This window comes from Aeromonas sp. 603404, assembly GCF_049171775.1.
GTDB classification, from domain to species: domain Bacteria; phylum Pseudomonadota; class Gammaproteobacteria; order Enterobacterales; family Aeromonadaceae; genus Aeromonas; species Aeromonas veronii_A.
Genome location: NZ_JAAKPE010000001.1, coordinates 46,394 through 66,517, shown reverse-complemented (window position 1 = coordinate 66,517; position 20,124 = coordinate 46,394). Strand labels below are relative to the sequence as shown.

Here is a 20,124-nt window from a genome sequence, read left to right as displayed (position 1 = left end):
GGAGGCTTAAGCCTCCCTTGTCATTTCTACCTACCGCACGATGGCAGCGGTTAGGTCGGATTACTCGGCCAAGCGACCCTACACCGGATTGTCGATATCGATAAAGGTGACATCCAACCCGTGCACGGTCGCCAGCCACTCGCCCAGCGCCTTGACGCCGTAACGTTCGGTGGCGTGATGGCCAGCAGCGTAGAAGTGCATCCCCATCTCGCGGGCTGTGTGAATGGTCTGCTCGGAGGCTTCACCGGAGATAAAGGCATCGATGCCCTGCTCCGCCGCCAGATTGATGTAGCTCTGACCGCCGCCGGTGCACCAGGCCACGGAACGGATCAGCTCGGGGCCGCTGTCGCCACAGTGGAGCGGCTCACGACCAAGGCGCTCGGCAATCAGCTTGGCAAAGTCGGCGCCACTCATCGGCTCTTCCAGCTTGCCCACCATGGCGACGCTCTTGCTATTCCACGGCTCCAGACCGCGACGCACCTTGATATCGAGCAGCTTGGCGAGCTGGGCGTTATTGCCCACCTCGGGATGGACATCCAGTGGCAGGTGGTAGGCAAACAGGTTGATATCGTGGACCAGCAGGGTCTTGATGCGGCGCTGCTTCATACCGGTGATCTGGGCCGGCTCACCGCTCCAGAAGTAGCCGTGGTGAACCAGAATGGCATCGGCATCGGCAGCCACGGCGGCATCGATGAGGGCTTGACTGGCGGTGACACCGGTCACCACCTTGCGAATGCGCTCGCGCCCCTCCACTTGCAGGCCATTGGGGCAGTAATCCTTGATGGCGTGGGGCTCAAGCAGGTGGTTCAGTACGGTTTCCAATTTTCGATGAGAGATCATAAGGGTCCCTTTATAACGGCGCGATTCCCTGTTTTACCAATAAAAACAAGGCCCCGGCTCAAAACGCCAAGGGCCCTATGATAATCGAGAGCCGTCATCAAGACCATGACGGTTCCCACACAGTGATACATCCCTCTATTGAGGCACCAGCCTGATTCAGGCGGGCAAGTCGATGCCGGCATCCCGCATCTGGGCCAACTTGTAGCGCAGAGTGCGCGGGCTGATCCCGAGCCGGTCGGCCACATCCTTGCGACTGCCGTTGCACTCTTGCAGGGTGTCGAGAATGATCTGGTGCTCCTGCTGCTTGAGCTCGCTGCCGAGGCGATCGGCGCCATAGCTGCGCTCCACGCTGACAAACTCCATCTCCTGCTCGTCCAGCTCTTCCAGAATGAGGTGGTCACAATCAATGACCCCGTCGGGGCTAAGGATCAGGGCACGCTGTACCACGTTATCCAGCTCCCGCACATTGCCGGGCCAGGGATGAGAGAGCAGCCGCTCGCGCGCCTGCGGCTCCAGCTGCGGGGTGGGCAGCCCTTGCTGGCTGGCATGCAGGGCCAGCAGGTGCTCCGCCAGCGGCAGAATGTCGCCGGGCCGCTCACTCAGGGCAGACCATCGCAGCGGGAAGACGTTGAGGCGATAGTAGAGATCTTCGCGGAACAGGCCATCCTGCACCGCTTTTTTCAAATCCCGGTTGCTGGTGGCGATAACTCGCACATCCAGCGGGATCATCTTGCGACTGCCGAGCCGCTCCACCTCTTTCTCCTGCAACACCCGCAGCAATTTGGCTTGCAGCCCCTGATCCATCTCGGTGATCTCGTCAAGCAGCAGGGTGCCCCCCTGCGCCTGCTCGAACTTGCCCGGGCACCCCTGTACCGCACCAGTGAAGGCTCCCTTCTCGTAGCCAAACAGGGTTGCCTCCAGCATGTTTTCCGGAATGGCGGCGCAGTTGATGGCGACGAAAGGCTGCTCGGCGCGGCTGGAGTTGTCGTGAATGTAACGGGCCAGCACCTCTTTACCCGTCCCGCTCGGGCCGGTCACCATCACGGTCGCTTCGCTTCTGGCCACCCGGGTCGCCAGCTGGAACAGCTCGGCAGTTTTGGGATCCCCGTAGACCACGGCACGTTTTTCCACCTTCTGAGCAGGCACATAGCGGCTGACCTGATTGAGCAGCACCTCCGGCGAAAAGGGCTTGGCCAGATAGTCGATGGCCCCTTCGCGCATGGCGCGCACCGCGCCGTCGATATTGGCGTAGGCGGTCATCAGCAACACAGGTATCTGCGGATATTGCTGGCGGATGGTAGCCAGCAGGGTGAGGCCGTCCATTCCCCCCATCTGGATATCGGAGATCACCATGTCAAACGGCTGACGGGAGAGGGCCAGCAGAGCACGCTCGCCGCTGTCCGCTTCGCGGCACTCATAACCGCCGAGCAAAAGGGTATCCACCAGCGCTTCGCGCAGGCCATTGTCATCTTCTACAACCAGGATCCGGGCCTGAGTCATGCTACACCTCCCACGACAGCCAACCTGGCCGCATTGATATGGCTCCCTCTCGGCAGGCACAGCTCCTTAACAAGGCTCATGCTGCACCTCCAAGTTGCACCTGCTGCTGATGCAGGGGGAACGACAGAGTAAAACAGGTGCCTTCACCGGGAACCGAGGCCACACCGACCTCCCCCTGATGGGCACGCACGACGGATTGCACCACCGCCAGCCCGAGGCCAGTGCCTTGGGAGCGGGTGGTAAAGAAGGGTTCGAATACCTGACCAAGCAGGTGAGAAGGGATCCCCTTGCCATTGTCGATGACACGCATCTCCACCCGGACACCACTGCGCACCGCGCTGACCAAGAGTGACGTGGCCCCCGCCTGCTGGGCATTGGCGATCAGGTTGTTGATGGCGCCCGCCAGTGCGCTGCTGTTGGCCAGCAGGCAGAGATCGGGCTCCGGCGCCTCTATGTGCAGTTCGCAGCCCTGTTGCTGACAGAAAGCCTCGGCACCAGCCTGCACTTCAGCCAGCAAGCCCTGTACCGAGATGGGGGTGACCACCTGATTGTCGCCATTGCGGGCAAACAGCAGGATGTCGTTGATCTGCTTCTCCAGATCCTGGAGGCGGGCCATCAGCTTTTGCTGAAACTGGCTGCGGGACTCCGGCTTGAGGGTACGGTTGGCCAGGTTGGCGGCATAGAGCATGGCGGCGGAGAGCGGAGTGCGGATCTGGTGGGCGAGCGAAGCCGCCATATTGCCCAGCGCCGACAGCCGCTTCATGTGGTTGATGCGATCCTGAAGCTTGCGGGTTTCAGTGAGGTCATTGATAAAGACCAGCTGGCCGCTCTGATCCGGCAGCGGCTGGGTAGAAAGCTGGACCCGTCGTCCATCGCGCAGGGAGATCTCGTGGCCATCATCCTCACGTGGTTCAAAACAGCGGGCAATGATGCGGCGCCAGAGCTCTCCTTCCAACGGCTCCCCCAGCAGGGAGATGGCTGCCGGATTCGCGCGGGTGACCACCCCAGCCCCGTCAAGCAGCAACACCCCGGTGGGGAGCGCCTTGAAGATGGCATAGAGCTGGCTCACTTCGTGGGACTGGAGTGGCATGTCCTGCTGCTGGATCGTCATAAACCTGACCTCAAACTGGCTATTGGGTCAGGTCATTCAATTTCCATGCCACTAAAATATGTTAATTAAAACAATAGATTGCATGTTAACGTCAAGGCTTTGACCCTTAAACGTCCTTGCTCATCCCGTACTTTTTCATCTTCTCTACCAGGGTGGTACGGCGCATGCCGAGCAGATCGGCGGCGCGGGCCACCACCCCGTCCTGCGACTCCAGCGCCTGGCGGATCAGCTCGACTTCAAGGTCGGCCAGCATCTCCTTGAGATTGACCCCCTCCTCCGGCAGTTGCATGGTGCGGGCAGAGGCGAGGGGGTGATCCAGCTCCGGCGGCTCCTGGAACACCGCCGCCAGCGCATCCCGCTCATCCATCTCGGTCAGCCGCTCATCCCGCGGCTCGCTCGGCAACAGACGATAACGACTCGGCAGATCCGCCACATCGACGATCTGTTGCGGGTAGAGGATAAGCAGCCGCTCCAGCAGGTTGGAAAGCTCGCGCACATTGCCCGGCCAGGGGTACTGCATCAGCGACTCCAGCGCCCGCTGGGTCAGACGGATCACACTGTGGTGCTGCTCCGCGTGACGGTTGAGCAACTCCTGCAGCAGCAGCGGAATGTCATCGATGCGATCCCGCAGTGGCGGGGTCTCAATGGGGAAGACGTTGAGGCGGTAGTAGAGATCTTCACGAAAACCCTGACTGCGGATCAATGCTTCCAGATCCCGATGGGTCGCCGCAATGATGCGCACATCGGCCTGAATGGGTTTGCCGCCACCGACCCTGTCGAACAGCCGCTCCTGCAATACCCGCAGCAGTTTGACCTGCATCGGCATCGGCATGTCGCCAATCTCGTCGAGGAACAGAGTGCCCCCCTGCGCCAGCTCGAAACGACCGCGACGAGCTGCGATGGCGCCGGTAAAGGCTCCCTTCTCGTGACCGAACAGTTCGCTCTCAAGCAACTCGGCAGGAATGGCACCACAGTTGATAGGCACAAAGGGGCCACTACTGCGGGCCGAGAGTTCGTGAATGGCACGGGCCACCACTTCTTTGCCGGTTCCCGATTCACCAAGGATCAGCACGTTGGCATCGGTCTCGGCCACCTGGCTGATGAGGCGGCGAACCTCCTGGATCCCCTTCCCTTTGCCCACCAGCAAACGCAGCAACGTCTGCCCCTTGTCGTGGGTCTGTTGACGGGGATGGAGAGAGACAAAAGCCTGACAGAAGTGCAGGTGACGAGTCAGCGACTCATAGGTAAAGGGGGCCTGGGCAACACCGATAAAGTTGCTGTTGGGCAGTTCCGCCTCAACCAGCGAGATAAAGGGGGTACGAGGGAAAGCGGCAAGTAACTCGGGCAAGGTGCGACCTGCCAGTTCACCCACCAGCACCCCTTGCAGTGGGCCAGAAGATTCGATGGCGACATCCAGGTCCCCTTCTGCGACATCCTGCCACAGGATCCCCATAAACGTGAGCACGGTTCCCAACTGCTGGCGCCGCTGCGCATCGGCATCAACAATCAACACGCCCATCTCCACCATATCCATCCCTCGCGATATCCTGAACTAACTTATTGTTTTATTTAGTAATAAAACAGCTACTGACTGTCTTTTTGCAGGCACACAAAGTGCCAAAAAACCGACACATTGTCAAAAATTGTCGTATTCAGGCTAAGTGTATCGATAGAAACGGGAGATTAGATAAATTTTGCCGAGGAATTTTCTGCATTGGCGCCGCTAGCAAACGCCGCCAATGGCGGAAAGAAAACTGCCCTCGTCAGAGGGCAGCATGCAATACGGTCAGATGAACTCAGTGGCTGTGGTGGTGATGCGGCGCCGCATAACGACACGCGGGAAAACGACTACAGGCCAGGAAGAGTCGACCGGCGTGGGGGCCTTTTTTCGCCTCCCGCTCCACCAGAGGTGCATCACAACGAGGGCAGTGGTGTACCTCGTGCTCTTCATCATCTTCCACATCGGCGAACAGGCTATCGACCAGCTCACCCTCACTCTGTGGCGCCTCCACCATCCCCTTGACCTGGATGGCGGGCTCGTGGAGCGACGCAGGCGAGATGGCCTCGGCATGGGCATTGCGGCCACGCATCCCGGCACCGACATCCACGCCGTCCAGCAACAGAGGATTGAACGTCGGCTCGCGCCGCGCCCCGTGCGGCAGATCATCGATCAATGGTTCGCTGGTTTTGACCAGCAGTGGCAGGATCTGTTCGCGCAGCTCTTCCACCAGATAGCTGGCACTTGCCGGGATCTGCAGCAACGGCAGTCCGGCGCTGTCGCAGGCGGTTTTCAGAAAGAGATCCCGCGCCTTGCGCTTCTGGTGACGGTGGGAGCTGTCATCGAGTTCGATGGCACAGATAAAGGAGAGATCAGCGGGGTGGCAAAGCAGATAGTCGAAATGCTTGGCGCTGATCTTGTTGAAGTACTGCTGCCATTTGCTTTTGCCGATCCCGGCCTGCGGCGTCAGCACATCAGCCACCCGCACCTTGGCAAAGACCCGGGCCTTGTCACCCACCGCCAGATCCAGCACCCCGAGAAAGGAGCGCTCGGCGGGACTGAACAGGGTCTCCTGCATATCATAGGGCAGGCGCTTTTGCTGTCTGCCTCTGCTCCAGAAGATCGCCAGCACAAGCAGCGCCAGCAACAACAATCCCGATAGGACAAGGGTATTCATGAGAGCACGATCCATTTCACGACACGAAAGGGGAATTACTTTACCACAGCCGCCACGGAGCAAGGCAGCAGACCCGTGTATAGAAAGTGAAAAGTCCCGTCTTTTTATCTATTTGTCAGCAGGCGGGGGTTCATATGACCAGCCCCAGCAGGCACAATAGGGATAGAGCAAGAAATCCCATTTCAAGGAGAGCAGGATGCAAAAGCAATTGGTGGTCACCGTGATCGGTGCAGACAAACCCGGGATCGTCGAGAGTCTGGCAGCAGTCATCAGCCGCGAGCAGGGCAACTGGCTGGGCAGCGCCATGAGCGAACTGGCGGGCCAGTTTGCCGGTATTCTCCATGTCTCTGTCCCCGATGAGCACTATCGCAGCCTGTGCGAAGCACTGGCCATGCTACCGGGTCTGACCATCAGCTTTGCCGAAGGGACACCGACCACCGAGCCAGCCCATCAAGTCATGATGACGGTGACCGGCAACGACCGCCCCGGCATCGTCCATGAAGTAGCCAGCATCCTGCGTCAGCTCGAGATCAATGTGGCCGATCTCACCACTGGCTGTGAACCGGCTCCCCACTCCGGCGCCCCGCTCTTCTATGCCCATGCGCTGGTAGCCCTGCCCGACGGGCTCGCGATGGATACGCTTATCACCGCGCTGGAATCCCTCTCCGACGATCTGGTCGTCGACATCGACGAAGCGTTCAGCGAGCAGTAACAATACTGTCATTTATTTGTCATATATTAACGCCATAACTGCCGCGCAGACGCGACCTGAAACAGAGGCACAAGATGAGCACCGACAAGCAGTATGAAGAGAAAGAGCTGAGCTGGCTCTCATTCAATGAACGGGTGTTGCAAGAGGCAATGGACAAGACGGTGCCCCTCATCGAGCGGGTTCGTTTTCTGGGGATCTTCTCCTCCAACCAGGATGAGTTCTTCAAGGTACGGGTATCGGACGTCAAGCGCCGCATCCTCATCAATGAAGTACATGGTGGCGACGATGAAGCAAAAGTGCTGCTGCGCGCCATCCAGCAAAAAGTGATGGCGCTCGGTGAAGCGTTCGACAACACCTATAAAGAGCTGTTGATTGCGCTCGCTCGCCACAACATCTTTCTGGTCAACGAGAACCAGCTCTCCGATGCCATTCAGAAGTGGCTGCGGGTCTTCTTCAAGGAGAAGGTGCTGCGTCACATCATCCCGATCCTGCTCAACAAAGAGGTCAATCCGGTCAAATTCCTCAAGGATGAGTACACCTATCTGGCCATCGAGATGAAGAAGAACGGTCAGGTGATCCAGTACGCTCTGGTGGAAGTGCCGACCGACGACCTGCCCCGCTTCTTCCAGCTGCCGCCGGAAGGGACCCGCCGCAAGAAGCAGATCATCATTCTGGATAACGTCATCCGCTTCTGCCTCGACGAGATCTTCAAAGGCTTCTTCGACTACGACGAGATTGCCGCCTATGCGGTGAAGCTGACCCGGGATGCCGAATACGACCTCTCCGACCAGCTGGACTTGAGCCTGGTGGACAAGATGAGTGACGGCTTGAAGCAGCGCCTCACCGCCATGCCGGTGCGTTTCGTCTACGAGCGGGAGATGCCCGCCGCCATGATAAGCTTCCTGAAACTCAAGCTGCAGATCAGCTCCTACGACGCCATCATGCCGGGTGGGCGTTACCACAACTTCAAGGATTTCATCGGCTTCCCCAACGTGGGCCGTGACTATTTGGAAAACCCCAAACTGCCGGCCCTCGATTGCCGCGATTTTGACGGCTTCGTCAACGCCTTCGATGCCATCACCAAGCAGGATATTCTGCTCTACTACCCGTATCACAAGTTCCACCACTTCACCGAGTTGGTGCGCCAGGCGGCGTTCGATCCGGCGGTGAGCGCCATTCGCATCAACATTTATCGGGTGGCCAAGAAGTCGCGGATCATCCACTCCCTCATCGATGCCGCCAACAACGGCAAGAAGGTGACCGTGGTGGTCGAGCTGCGTGCCCGCTTCGACGAAGCGGCCAACATCGACTGGGCCAACATCCTCACCGATGCCGGGGTCAAGGTGGTGTTCGGGGTACCGAGCCTCAAGATCCATTCCAAGCTATGCCTCATCACTCGCCACGAAAATGGCGAGCCAGTGCGCTATGCCCACATCGGTACCGGTAACTTCAACGAGAAGACCGCCAAGATCTACACCGACTTCTCGCTGCTGACCCGCAATCCGGATATCACCGCCGAAGTAGAGGGGGTGTTTGAATATATCGAGTACCCCTATAAGCGTTACAAATTCAACCACCTGCTGGTCTCCCCCATCAACAGCAGACGTCAGCTCTATCGTCTCATCGACAACGAGCTATCCAACGCCAAGGCGGGCCAGCCGAGCGGCATCATCCTCAAGATCAACAATCTGGTGGACCGGGATCTCATCAACCGGCTCTATGCCGCCGGTCAGGCGGGCGTGCCGATCCAGATGATCATCCGTGGCATGTGCGCCCTGCGGCCGGGCGTGCCGGGTTTGAGTGACAACATCAAGGTGATCAGCATCATCGACCGCTTCCTCGAGCACCCGCGGGTGATGGTGTTCCACAACAAGGGCAACCCCCAGCTCTATATCTCCAGCGCTGACTGGATGAGCCGCAATATTGACGGCCGGATCGAGGTGGGCACGCCCATCTATGACGAGCGGCTCAAGCAGCGCATCATGGATATTCTCGAGCTACAACTGAGTGATACCTGCAAGGCGCGGGTGATCGATGCCGACCAGAAAAACGAATATGTGAAGCGGGGCAATCGCCGAAAAATCCGCTCTCAGGTCGCGATTTACGACTATCTCAAACGTATCGAGTCAAACAATGGACAATAGTCTCTATGCCGCCGTGGATCTCGGCTCCAACAGTTTTCACATGGTGATCGCCCATCTGAGCGAAGGGCGTTTTCGCATCGTCGATCGCATCAAGGAGCGGGTGCGGCTGGCGGAAGGGATGGATGAGCAGAAGCGGATGAGCCCGGAGGCGATGGAACGCGGCCTCGCCTGTCTGTCACTCTTTGCCGAGCGGCTCACCAACATCAAACCGGATCAGATCCGCATCGCAGGTACCTACACATTGCGCCGTGCCAGCAACGCCCGCGAATTTGTGAGTGAAGCAGCCAAGGTGCTCAACCACCCCATCGAGATCATCAGCGGGCAGGAAGAAGCACGGCTCATCTATCAGGGGGTCGCCCATACCCAGCATATCGAGGGCCAGGTACTGGTGATCGATATCGGTGGCGGCAGCACGGAGCTCATCATCGGCGAAGGGTTTGAGCACAAGGCCCTCACCAGTCGCAAGATGGGCTGCGTCAGCTTTACCCAGAGCTTCTTTGCCAGCGGCAAGCTGAGCGACAAGCACTTCACCAATGCCGTGCTGGAGGCGCAGCACCAGCTCGCCCCCATCGTCAACCAGTACCGCAAGCTGGGCTGGCAGAGCTGCCTTGGCAGCTCAGGCTCGATCCGCACCGTGCGCGACGTGCTGCAAGGTGAGGGGCTGACCGATGGCAGTATTACGCTGGAGGGGCTGGAGCGGCTCAAGGCGCTGATGATTGAGCGCAAGCGAGTCGATAACCTCAAGCTGACAGGGCTTACCGAGGAGCGTCAGGAGGTGTTTGCCGCTGCGGTCGCCATCTTGCTCGGGCTGTTTACCTCGCTGCCCATCGAGCGGCTCGACTACTCCGATGGTGCCCTGCGCGAAGGGTTGCTGTATGAGTTCGAGGAGCGCTTGCAGCACCACGATATTCGCGAGCGCACCGCACAAGCGCTAGGCACCCACTACCGGATGGACCGCAAACAAGCAGCCAGGGTGGAGCAGAGCGTGCTGACGCTGTTTGATGCCCTGCAAGAGCCCTGGCAGATGGAGATAGAGCCCTATCGCGCCATCCTCGGCTGGGCGGCGCGGCTGCACGAAATTGGCCTTGCCATCAACTACAGCGGCATTCACCGTCACTCCGCCTATATCCTGCAACACACCGACCTGCCCGGCTTCAACCAGGACGATCAGGCCCTGCTGGCGGCGCTGGTACGCTTTCAGCGCAAGGGACTCAAGCTCTCCGAGCTGCCTCCCCTGCCCAACCACGACATGCAGACGGTGCTGCGCTGCATCCGCATCCTGCGCCTCGCAGTCGCCGCTCACCACAAGCGCCAGGACAACCTGCTGCCCGAGTGGAAAGTCGCGGTACAAGGCGATCAGTTGGTCGTGACCCTGCCGATCGACTGGTGCGAGGAGAACCGTCTCCTGATGCAGAATCTGGAGAAGGAGCATCGTTATTGCCAGGAGCAGGGCTGGCCACTGTTGTTCCAGCTCGGCTAAACCGGAAAGATAAATGAAAAAGGCAGCCCACTGGCTGCCTTTTGCATCTCAATCTCCCGGTTACTGCAACTCGGGCAACAACCACTTGGCCATCTCGAAATAGATGATAAGGCCGGTGCCATCCACCAGTGTTGCGATGAATGGCGCAGAGACCACCGCCGGATCGATGCGGAAACGGCGCAGCACCATGGGAATAATGGACGCGACCGTGGCACTCCAGAGCACGATAGCGATGATGGTAAAGGTCACCACCATGCCAATCTGGGGACCGACGCCAAGACTCCATGCCCGCACCCAGGCCGCCATGGCAATGGCCCCCGAGATGAGCAGACCGGTGGAGAGCTCCTTTTTCAGCACTGTGCCGAGATTGCGCAGGCTCACCTCCCCGACCGCCATGGCACGTACTATGGTGGTGGTGATCTGGGTGCCGCTGTTACCGCCAGTACCGATCAGGAGCGGAATAAAGAAGGCCAGCGCGATGGCCGCTTCCAACTGCTCCTCGAATGCCCGCAGAACAGTGCCGGTGTAAGCTTCCGCCACAAACAGGATAAGCAGCCAGCCCACCCGTTTGCGCCACAGCTGCCAGGGAGTCGCCTGCAAGTAAGGGGTATCGAGCGGTGATGAGCCCCCTTGCATCTCGGCATCCTCGGTGGATTCGAGCTCCAGGATGTCGGCGGCATCATCGACGTGGAAAATACCGACCAGTCGTCCCTGATCCTCGACCGGCAATACCGACAGGTCGCGGTCGATGAGCAGGCGCGCTGCCAGCTCCTGATCCGCACGGGCATTGATCCGCACAGTCTCTCGGTCCATCAGGTTAGCGACACTGGCCTCGGGGTCAGCAATCAGCAAGCTCTTGAGCGAGATACTCCCCTGTAGACGGCCATCCACGTTGACCACATAGATGTGGCGGAACAGCTGGGCATTGTCCCAGGCATCGTGGATCAGCTGCTTGGCCTTGCCGACGGAATCCTGTTCGCTCACTGCCAGATACTCGTGGCGCATATTGGCCCCGACGGACTCAGGCGGCCAATCCAGCAGTGAGTAGTAGATGGCCTGCGCCTGGGTCGGGAAGCGAGCCAGCAACATGGTGCGATCCTGACGACTCAGTTTGCGCAGGATAGCCACCATTTCGCGACGGGGAATAGCCTCCTGCAACACGCTGACGATGCTGCCATGGAGCCGCAGCAAAAGGCGACCGGCACTCTCTGCGGAGAGAGAAGCGATCAGTTCTGCCCCTTCTGACGCAGGCAAGGTGTCAAAGATGCAGTTGAGCTCTTCCGGACGCAGGGTCAGCAGCTGATCGGCGCGCTGAACCGGATCCAGATTGTGTTCCAGCCAGCCTTGCAGGCTGGCGAGATCGAGCAGTTGATGACGGTTGAGAATGGTGTGTGTTTTCTTCATCACAAAGAACCTCATGTGATTTCAGGCAAGCCTGAGCGCGAGCGGAGACCGTTCGCTGTCTGAAAGAAAACAGCAATTTGATTGACGAGTAATAGGCAGGAAATGACGCCGTTCGGCGTGTCATCATCCCCACGTACCAGCTTTAGCACTGCATAACGTATCCGGCATGCCGGAAGCCACTTGGGTTTACACCTTAATCCGATGAAAACTGTCCTGATCTTGGGCGTCTCTGGACGTCGTGAGATCAGTGGCCTGTGTTTATACAGGAGCCTCGCCTAACGAGATGCTGCAAATAATATGCACAACCCTCTGTTGTGCGGGCGGCATGATTATCCAATCCCACAGGGAGGTCAACCCCGCCTCAACCAGGAAACAGGGTATGGCAACAGCTTGTTACAATTGTCGGAACATATCAGGGGAACTCTGCCGGGGATGCATAGCAAAAAGGCCCCATAGGGGCCTTTTCTTAGCGAATATAGTCAAATAGCGTCAGACGACTTATTTTGCTGAACGAGAGCTGCGAGGCACTCAATGCCGCATCCTCTTTTGACAGTGCTGAAATTACCTCATAGAGATCGGCTTCCGACACCTTGGCTCTCGCCTCGGCATTGAGGGTGCTCAACCCCTCGTTGGAACCCATCACCTGCTCCAGACTGTTCATCCGGCCACCCAGTTCACCCAGCCCATGATCAATGTTCAAACGGGCATTTTTCATATGAACGGTGGCATCGGCCACTTTTTGCTCAAAACTCTCGGCTGAAATATTGGGATCACGCAGAGCCGTAATGAAGTCTGACATCCCGTTCAACACGTTGTCATTCTTGGGAGGATTGAGAGCAAACTGCTGTGCTGCACCACCTGCAGGCTGATCCAGTGTCAGTTCGAGACCATTGAACGGTATTTTGGTACCGGGAGTGTAATTACCTGTCTGCAGGGTATTGCCACCCGCATCCTTGATATCATAGGTATCGGGCGGGCCAATTGTGGTGGAGACTGTGTAGGTGTTGCTGGGCAGTGCCGGGTCGTAACTGGATTTATAGAAATTATCAAAATCCCCCTGATCCCCGACCCCGACCTTGATATTCGCACTGGTGGCACTGGCGGTTCTTCTGGTTGCTACGATTTCAAACAGATCTTGTCCGGAGTCATTGGCAGCAATTTGCACTGTGGGCGATACCTGAATATTTCGCTGGCCAGGATCTCCCTGATAAATGTATTTACCGTTGGCATCTTTCACATAGGGCTGGGTCTTGCTCTGATTGCCCCCGAAAATAAATTCACCCGATGAGTTCTTGCTGTTCATCAGGTCAAACATTTGCTGCTGCAACCCTTCCAGTTCGCTGGCAATGGCCTTTCGGTCATCCAGGCTAATGGCACCATTATTGGATTTCTGGATCAGGGTCTGAGCACTGAGCATCGCAGTATTGAGAGAGTCCAATACTGTCTCTTCATGCCCCAGACTGTTCTGCAGCAGACTGCCATTCACCCCGTACTGTTTAAACAGTTCAATCTCTTTGGTCAGCGCCATCTTCTGGCTCATGCCTGCCGGATCCTCACCGGCACTCTGAAACTTGTTGCCGGTTTGCAGCTGCTGATAGGCCTTGTCCAGTCGCTCGTTGGTATTTGTGAGTGAGTAAAGATTCCGATCGTAGATCATGTTTGTAGTGATGCGCATGACGTTACCTCACGGACGAAAGCAGTGTATCGAAGATGGTTTTGGCCGTACTGACCACCTGCGCGGATGCCGCGTAAGATTGCTGGAAACGGATCAGATTGGCCGCTTCCTCCTCCAGATTGACCCCGGAGACGCTCTCGTAGATCCCGGTACTCTGGATCAGCTTGGATTCATTAGCCTTGAGCAGGGTTTTTGCCTGACTGGTATTGTTACCCACTTCCATCACCAACCCGGAGTAAGCCTGGTTAAAGGTCATCTTGTCGTTGGTGGTACCACCATTGGTGCTTTTGCGTACCAGATCCTTGTTCTGCAACTCAGCCATTGCCAGACCATTGCTGTTATCAGCAAAACCATTGGTGTTGTAACTAAGCTGGAAGCTGTCGGTTTGTTCTACCGTGCCGGTAATGCTGAACTCGTAGCCCGGGCTCTGTTTCGGGTTGCTGTAGACCGCAGGCCCACCCGGAAAGGGGTTTACTATCGAGGCCATCAAATTCTGCCCTTTGCTGGCTGCCGGCGCGACACCGATCAAGGTAGTGCCATCACCGGCATACACCTCATAATTGCCGTTATTGCCGATCTTGACGATCTGGGGAGCGGCGGGATCCAGGCTGTTGGTACCAAAACCGGAACCCGTTCCGGTATTGAAGATGCCATCGAGCTTGATGTCTGCACTGCCGATGTTGTTGGTAGTCTTCTGTACTTTGAGAGGTGCAGCCAAGGCCAGGTCTTCCGGCCGGTTGATCTGCTGAGCCAGCCCGGCAGCAGCCCCCTTGGTTGGTTGCAGCAGCAGCTTGTCTCCTGCCGCTGGCGTACCGGTGAGATCGATCGAGATCCCGTGGCCAGCCAGTTCAAACGTTGCTGGCGGCGTGGTGCCCGTCGCCACAGAGGTGCGATTACCAGATTTGTCCAGCGAGAACACTTCATATCCGGTCGCACTGCTAAAGCGCACTTCATAGTCGAAGGGGGTTACAGAGCTTCCTTTGCCGGGTACAAAGCTGACATTCGCTCCGACCGACCCTGTGTTGTCGCCATAAGGCAATCCCTTGCTGGTTGGCAGGGTGAAAATATCGCTGCCCAACTCGTTGTCCAGATCCATCCCGAGACGGTTTTGCTGGTTCATGGCATCCGCCATCGCAACGGCCAGCTGGCCCAGTTCACGCTTGGTCGGCTCCAGGTCGGTACGCGCCTTGAACAGCCCTCCCATGGCCCCCCCGAAGGTATCGTGATCGATGAGAGCCTGATTGTCGCCAAGAGTCAGCTGCAACTCCTGATCACGGGAATCGGGATCGCCCGCCACCACCTTGAACTGGGCAACGCCCCCATCCAGGATCAGCGAATGACCAGTGCTCATATTGACCAATACGCTGCCGTTAGCCTGGGTTACGGTACGGATATCCATCTTCTCGGAGAGCTGCCTGATCGCCTCGTCACGCTGATCAAACAGCATCAGGTTCTCTTCGGGAGACCCCTGAGTACGGATGATCGCCTGGTTGAGATCATTGATGCTGGTGAGCAGACTGTTGACCTGCTTGGTCTCATCTTCAATACGGGTGTTGAGGGTATCGCTCTGCTTGTCGAGCTGGGCCGAGAGTGTGTGAAAGCGGTTCACCATACCGCTCAGCTCCGTCATCACTACCTTGCGGCCACCGATCTCGGCAGGTGATTCATTTGCCGAATGAAAGGACTTGAAATAAGAGGTGATGGTCTCCCCTACGCTATTGCTGCTGTCTCCCAGCAGGCGATCCACGCCGGCCAACTGCTCGTAATGAGTCAGGGATGCGTAAAAGGCAGAGGTATCGCGACGCACTTCTCCCTGCATATAGCTGTTGATTACCCGCTCGGTCCTGATGTCACCGGTGCCAAGACCGATGGCATTGGTAAACACCAGCGTACGCTCACGCACATAGCCCTGGCTATTGACGTTTACGATATTGTTACTGGTGCTCTGCAGCAGGCGCTGCTGTGCCAGCACGCCCGATGTACCAATTCCAAGCAGATCGCTTGCCATATGTTACAGCTCCATCTCGTTGTATCGGGCAATGGCATCACTGCGCAATACCTGTTTCAGTTTTCTGGCATAGTGCGGGTCGGTGGCATAACCCGCCTGTTGCAGCGCCTCGAAGTAGCGATCCGGACTGTCCACTCTGGCCAGGGCCCCCTTGTAGCGGGAACCGGAGGTGAGAAAGTCCACATAGTCGTTGAAGCTCTCTTCAAACGAGCCATAGGAACGAAACGCCGCTTTCTGGCGGGACGCCACTCCCTCTTCATATTCCAGGGTGCTGACTACCGCCTTGGGCCCTTCCCAGCGAGGATCGGCCTTGATGCCAAACAGGTTATGGGTCATCTGCCCTTCACCATCCTTGATCACCCGTTTGCCCCAGCCGCTCTCCAATGCCGCCTGAGCGACCAGTACCGCCGGGCTTAACCCCAACTTGTCGGCCGCTTTCTTGGCCAGCGGCATCAGGCGATTAACGAACTCTTCCGGCGTATCGAACCCTTTGCCCCCACTACTGGCGGCACTGCCCTCTTCGCTGGCCATGCGTCCCATGGGCGGAATGCTGCGGTGCGGTCGACGGGGCATAGTGAGTGCGTGGCTCTCCTTGACCCCCTCGGTCATCTCTTTTTCAGCAAAATCTTTGCCAACTTTTGATGCCGAGATCAAATCAGTGGCAGCCGTCTTGGGTGGCTCGTAGGGTTTATAGACCCGTTCCGTCCGTTGCGGCATCTTGAGCACCCGGCCATCCTGATGGACAAATGTCGCCGGTGAGAGCTGCCTGGCCACCATGTCAGCCAATCCAAGCCCCCCCTTGCTGGACATGTCTGCCACTCGCTGTTCATCCAGCATCCCTTCATAGAACTGGGTATAGCTGCTGTTCATAGGGTTGTCCTGAGTCAACACCCCGTTGGCCTGACGCATGCTCTGAAACAACATCTGGGTAAAGATTGACTCGAACTGGCGCGCAGCCCCCTGCAGTGCCTCGGCCTGTCCCTCTTTGCTGTGGCTCATCTGGCGCAGACGGTCCAGGTTCTTGATATCCTGCACCACCCCGAGATTCATGCCGCTGTTGGTGTCAAACTCCGCCATTTTGCTTACCTCATTGCCACCCGTGGCAATCACTTGCCGCCAGTTACAATATGACCAGTTGCCCCTCGATGGCACCTGCCTGCTGCAGCGCCTCAAGGATAGCCATCAAATCACCGGGGGCGACCCCGACCTGATTGACCGCACGGACCAGATCGTCCAGAGTCGCACCGGTATCAAACTTGAACATCCGCCCGGGCTCCTGCTGGACATTGATGGTCGAGTTGTTGGTGACCGTGGTCTCGCCCCCTGCCAGCGGGTTGGGTTGAGAGACCTGCTGGTTTTCGGCTATGGTCACCGTCAGGCCTCCGTGGCTGATGGCCGCCGGTTTGAGCTTCACCTGACTGCCGATAACTATGGTGCCGGTGCGGGAGTTGACGATGATCTTGGCCGCCTCGTTGGCCGGATCCACCTCCAGGTTCTCGATAGTCGCCAGATAGGAGACCCGTTGACCCGGATCTCGTGGGGCATAAACCTTGACCGAAGTGGCATCGAGTGCCTGCGCAGTATTGGGCCCCACCAGATCGTTGACCACATCGGCCAACCGACGCGCGGTGGTAAAATCGGGGCGATTGAGATTGAAGGTGATGGTGTCACCCTGGCTGAAGGCATTGGGCACCTCTCGCTCTACAGTGGCACCATTGGCAATGCGGCCGACGGTCGGAGTATTGACCACCACCTTGGAGCCATCAGCCCCCTCGGCACCCAACCCGCCGACCACCAGGCTGCCCTGCGCGACTGCATAGACCCGCCCATCCAGCCCTTTCAGGAAACTCTGCAGCAGCGTACCACCGCGCAGGCTCTTGGCCTCACCGATGGCAGAAACAGTGACGTCTATGGTCTGGCCCGGCTTGGCAAACGGCGGCAAATCCGCATGGATTGCCACCGGCGCCACATCCTTGATCTTGGGTTTGATGTTGTCCGGTACCTTGATACCAAAGTTGTTGAGCATGGTGCGGAAGGTCTGTTCGGTAAAGGCGTTGTTCTTCTCGCCGGTACCGGGTAGACCCACGACCAGACCGTAGCCAATCAACTGGTTGCTACGCACCCCCTCTACCGAGCTGATGTCCTTTATCCGGGCGGCATTAGCCATCCCCAAAGGCAGCAGACAGCAGAGCAGAGTAACCAAACGGAGTGACTTCATAACATCTCCTAGAGCGGCCACCAGGGACCATTGAAAAAGCTGGTAAGCCATCCCTGTTCCTGGGTATTGGCAAGATCGCCGGTACCACCATAGTAGATACGGGCATTCGCCACTTTCTGGGATGACACGCTGTTATCCGAGGTGACATCCTCCGGTCTAATCAGACCTGTGATACGGATATACTCATTGCCATTGTTGAGCATGATCCACTTCTCGCCCCGTACCAGCAGATTGCCATTGGGCAGTACCTTGGCCACACTGACCGAAATATTGCCCTGCAGGCTGTTGCTCTGATCCGCCTTGGCCTGCCCCTTGAAGGCACTGTTTTGAGCGATGGATGCGGAGAGATCATAGGGGCTGGCAGTGACAGGCACGCCCCCCAGCGTCACCGGATCCAGATTGAACTTGTTATCCTTGCCACTCTGGGTATTTGCCTTCTTCGAGGCGGAAGTGGACTCAGCCAGCTCGATGGTGATGATGTCACCCACCTTGTGCGCCTTGATATCCGAATAGATGCCATTAACCTGATCCGGCTGAAAAATAGCACCCGTCGGTCTCACCGAGACTGGCTCCGACTCCCCGTATACGGGGGAAAACTCGGGGTCATCAGGCCTGGGTGTATTGGGAGTACTGCTACACCCCCCCAACACCAGCAACCCCAGCATCCATACGCTTTTCATCATGGCTCTCCCCATTAGGTCCGCTGGATCAGGAAGGACATCATGCCATCCACCGCAGAGAGGACTTTAGAGTTCATCTCGTAGACCCGCTGAGCCTGGATCAGATTCACCAGCTCTTCGGTGACGTTAACGTTGGAGCTTTCCAGCATCCCTTGCTTCAAGACCCCCATGCCATCCGCCCCGGCAGTTCCCTGAATGGCTGCACCGCTGGACTGGGTTTCCAGAAACATGTTCTCACCCATCGGCTGCAGACCACTGGCATTGACAAAGTCTGACAGGGTGATCTGTCCGACCACTTGAGAAGCACCATCTCCCTTCAACTGTACCGAGACCTGACCATCAGTGCCGACAGTGACACTCTGGGCATTTTCCGGGATCTGGATTTCTGGCTGCAGGGGATAACCGTTACCCGGCGTCACTATGGTGCCTTCACTGTTAAGGGTGAATTGCCCATTACGGGTATAGGCCAGGCTGCCGTCGGGCAATTGAATTTCAAAGTAGCCACGGCCACTGATCATCAGATCCAGCGAATTATCCGTAGTCTGTACGTTGCCCTGACTGTGGTTTTTCTGGGTAGCCACCACCTTGGCGCCCGCGCCAAGCATTAAGCCGGAGGGCAACTCGGTATCCGCCGACGAACGGCCGCCGGGCTGATTGATGTTTTGATAGAGCAGATCCTCGAAAATGGCCCGCGATTTCTTGAAACCAACGGTGCTGGCGTTCGCCAGGTTGTTCGAGGTGACCGAAATATTGGTCTGCTGAGCATCCAACCCGGTCTTGCTGATCCAGAGTGCAGGATTCATAGGTAACTCCTTGATTAGCTGATACGCAGCAACTGGGTTTGGGCCTCGTCATTCTCTTCGGCCGTTTTCATCATCTTGACCTGGGTTTCAAACTGTCGTTGTAACCGGATCAGGTTGGTCATCTCATCCACCACATTGACATTGCTCCCCTCCAGGGAGCCGGCGATCAGGCCAACGTTGGCAGAGGCAGGCTCATTCTGGCCATCTTTGCGCCGAAAAAGCCCATCCTGGCCTTTCTCTACCGCATCGGCGGCCGGGTTAACCAGTTTGATCCGCTGAAAATCTTCCGACAAATTCGCGGCGGCCCCTTCAGGACGGCCACTGATGGTGCCATCCCGGTTAATCTCCAGCTTCTCCATCGGCATTGGCAGCACGATGGGTTGACCACCGTCATCCACGACGTTCAAGCCGGTAGAGGTCTGCAGGTTGCCAGTCGCATTGACCTGCAGATTTCCCATACGGGTATAGGCCTCCCCCCCCTTCGGATCTTGCACCGCAATCCAGCCGGGACCATCCACCGCCACGTCAAGATCCCTCCCCGTGGTCATCAACATGCCATGCTGCAGGTTTTGGCCGGGACGTTCCGTCATGGCAAATACCCGACTGGGCAGCCCCTCACCAAAGGCCTGCATGCTGCGGGCCTGCTCGAAATCGGATTTAAAGCCGGTGGTATTGGCATTGGCGAGGTTATTACCGCGAACAGCCAGGCTGTTCATGTTCTCTTTGGCCCCGGACATGGCGATATAAAGCAGGTGATCCATGGGATTCTCCGTCAAACAGATGACTCTGACAGCAGAACTGCAATTTGGATGCCAACAGAAGGGGAATGCCACGCCATTCGACAGTAGAGAACGATAAAAAAACGGGGCACCCA

The 20,124-nt window shown here is 57.7% G+C and carries 16 protein-coding genes and 1 riboswitch; of the genes, 3 read left to right on the top strand and 13 right to left on the bottom strand.

The window, feature by feature from the left end; all coding sequences use genetic code 11:
* Nucleotides 1–78: 78 nt before the first annotated feature.
* From G5306_RS00295 to G5306_RS00275, 5 genes are all read right to left on the bottom strand, one after another.
* On the bottom strand, nt 79–840 hold the full coding sequence (locus G5306_RS00295) for a Nif3-like dinuclear metal center hexameric protein (RefSeq protein ID WP_421312025.1): 762 nt from the start codon (nt 838–840) through the stop codon (nt 79–81).
* A 156-nt stretch (nt 841–996) separates the two neighbouring features.
* A complete protein-coding gene (locus tag G5306_RS00290; RefSeq protein WP_421312017.1) occupies nt 997–2,340 on the bottom strand; it encodes a sigma-54-dependent transcriptional regulator in 1,344 nt (447 codons plus the stop codon).
* A gap of 76 nt (nt 2,341–2,416) precedes the next feature.
* Nucleotides 2,417–3,451 carry a sensor histidine kinase gene (locus tag G5306_RS00285; protein ID WP_216954098.1) on the bottom strand — a complete coding sequence of 345 codons (1,035 nt, stop codon included), beginning with the start codon at nt 3,449–3,451 and terminating at the stop codon, nt 2,417–2,419.
* Between the two features lie 106 nt (nt 3,452–3,557).
* Nucleotides 3,558–4,979: a sigma-54 dependent transcriptional regulator gene (locus G5306_RS00280; protein ID WP_216954401.1), complete on the bottom strand. Its 1,422-nt coding sequence runs from the start codon at nt 4,977–4,979 to the stop codon at nt 3,558–3,560.
* Between the two features lie 268 nt (nt 4,980–5,247).
* A complete protein-coding gene (locus tag G5306_RS00275; RefSeq protein WP_227340833.1) occupies nt 5,248–6,126 on the bottom strand; it encodes a DUF2726 domain-containing protein in 879 nt (292 codons plus the stop codon).
* A 196-nt stretch (nt 6,127–6,322) separates the two neighbouring features.
* Between G5306_RS00275 and G5306_RS00270 the strand changes: the two genes are divergently transcribed.
* From G5306_RS00270 to ppx, 3 genes are all read left to right on the top strand, one after another.
* Nucleotides 6,323–6,838, top strand: a complete 516-nt coding sequence (locus G5306_RS00270; protein ID WP_216963538.1) for a glycine cleavage system protein R — start codon at nt 6,323–6,325, stop codon at nt 6,836–6,838.
* Nucleotides 6,839–6,912: 74 nt separating this feature from the next.
* Nucleotides 6,913–8,982: a polyphosphate kinase 1 gene (gene ppk1 / locus G5306_RS00265; RefSeq protein ID WP_421213051.1), complete on the top strand. Its 2,070-nt coding sequence runs from the start codon at nt 6,913–6,915 to the stop codon at nt 8,980–8,982.
* Complete coding sequence (ppx, locus tag G5306_RS00260) at nt 8,972–10,462, top strand: exopolyphosphatase (protein ID WP_042052939.1); 1,491 nt, start codon at nt 8,972–8,974, stop codon at nt 10,460–10,462. The genes ppk1 and ppx overlap by 11 nt, the downstream gene beginning before the upstream one ends.
* A gap of 60 nt (nt 10,463–10,522) precedes the next feature.
* On the opposite strand, the gene mgtE is transcribed toward ppx, so the two are convergent.
* The 8 genes from mgtE to flgF all read right to left on the bottom strand — a co-directional run bounded on the left by mgtE (nt 10,523) and on the right by flgF (nt 20,011).
* Entirely contained in the window at nt 10,523–11,866 is a 1,344-nt protein-coding gene (gene mgtE, locus G5306_RS00255) for a magnesium transporter (RefSeq protein WP_421204981.1), read from the bottom strand.
* A 120-nt stretch (nt 11,867–11,986) separates the two neighbouring features.
* A riboswitch (M-box (ykoK) riboswitch) is annotated at nt 11,987–12,156 on the bottom strand.
* Nucleotides 12,157–12,332: 176 nt separating this feature from the next.
* Nucleotides 12,333–13,541: a flagellar hook-associated protein FlgL gene (gene flgL / locus G5306_RS00250; protein WP_216954104.1), complete on the bottom strand. Its 1,209-nt coding sequence runs from the start codon at nt 13,539–13,541 to the stop codon at nt 12,333–12,335.
* Between the two features lie 4 nt (nt 13,542–13,545).
* Complete coding sequence (locus tag G5306_RS00245) at nt 13,546–15,549, bottom strand: FlgK family flagellar hook-associated protein (RefSeq protein WP_216954106.1); 2,004 nt, start codon at nt 15,547–15,549, stop codon at nt 13,546–13,548.
* 3 nt (nt 15,550–15,552) lie between these two features.
* The gene (gene flgJ, locus G5306_RS00240) at nt 15,553–16,626 is read right to left on the bottom strand and encodes a flagellar assembly peptidoglycan hydrolase FlgJ (RefSeq protein WP_421235708.1); all 1,074 of its coding nucleotides are present in this window, start codon (nt 16,624–16,626) and stop codon (nt 15,553–15,555) included.
* 43 nt (nt 16,627–16,669) lie between these two features.
* A complete protein-coding gene (locus G5306_RS00235; protein WP_216954108.1) occupies nt 16,670–17,767 on the bottom strand; it encodes a flagellar basal body P-ring protein FlgI in 1,098 nt (365 codons plus the stop codon).
* Nucleotides 17,768–17,775: 8 nt separating this feature from the next.
* Nucleotides 17,776–18,447, bottom strand: a complete 672-nt coding sequence (gene flgH / locus G5306_RS00230; RefSeq protein ID WP_216954403.1) for a flagellar basal body L-ring protein FlgH — start codon at nt 18,445–18,447, stop codon at nt 17,776–17,778.
* 14 nt (nt 18,448–18,461) lie between these two features.
* The gene (gene flgG, locus G5306_RS00225) at nt 18,462–19,250 is read right to left on the bottom strand and encodes a flagellar basal-body rod protein FlgG (RefSeq protein WP_216954109.1); all 789 of its coding nucleotides are present in this window, start codon (nt 19,248–19,250) and stop codon (nt 18,462–18,464) included.
* A gap of 14 nt (nt 19,251–19,264) precedes the next feature.
* Nucleotides 19,265–20,011 (bottom strand): flagellar basal-body rod protein FlgF, encoded by a 747-nt coding sequence (gene flgF, locus G5306_RS00220; RefSeq protein WP_005344530.1) that lies wholly within the window; start codon nt 20,009–20,011, stop codon nt 19,265–19,267.
* Nucleotides 20,012–20,124 lie beyond the last annotated feature (113 nt).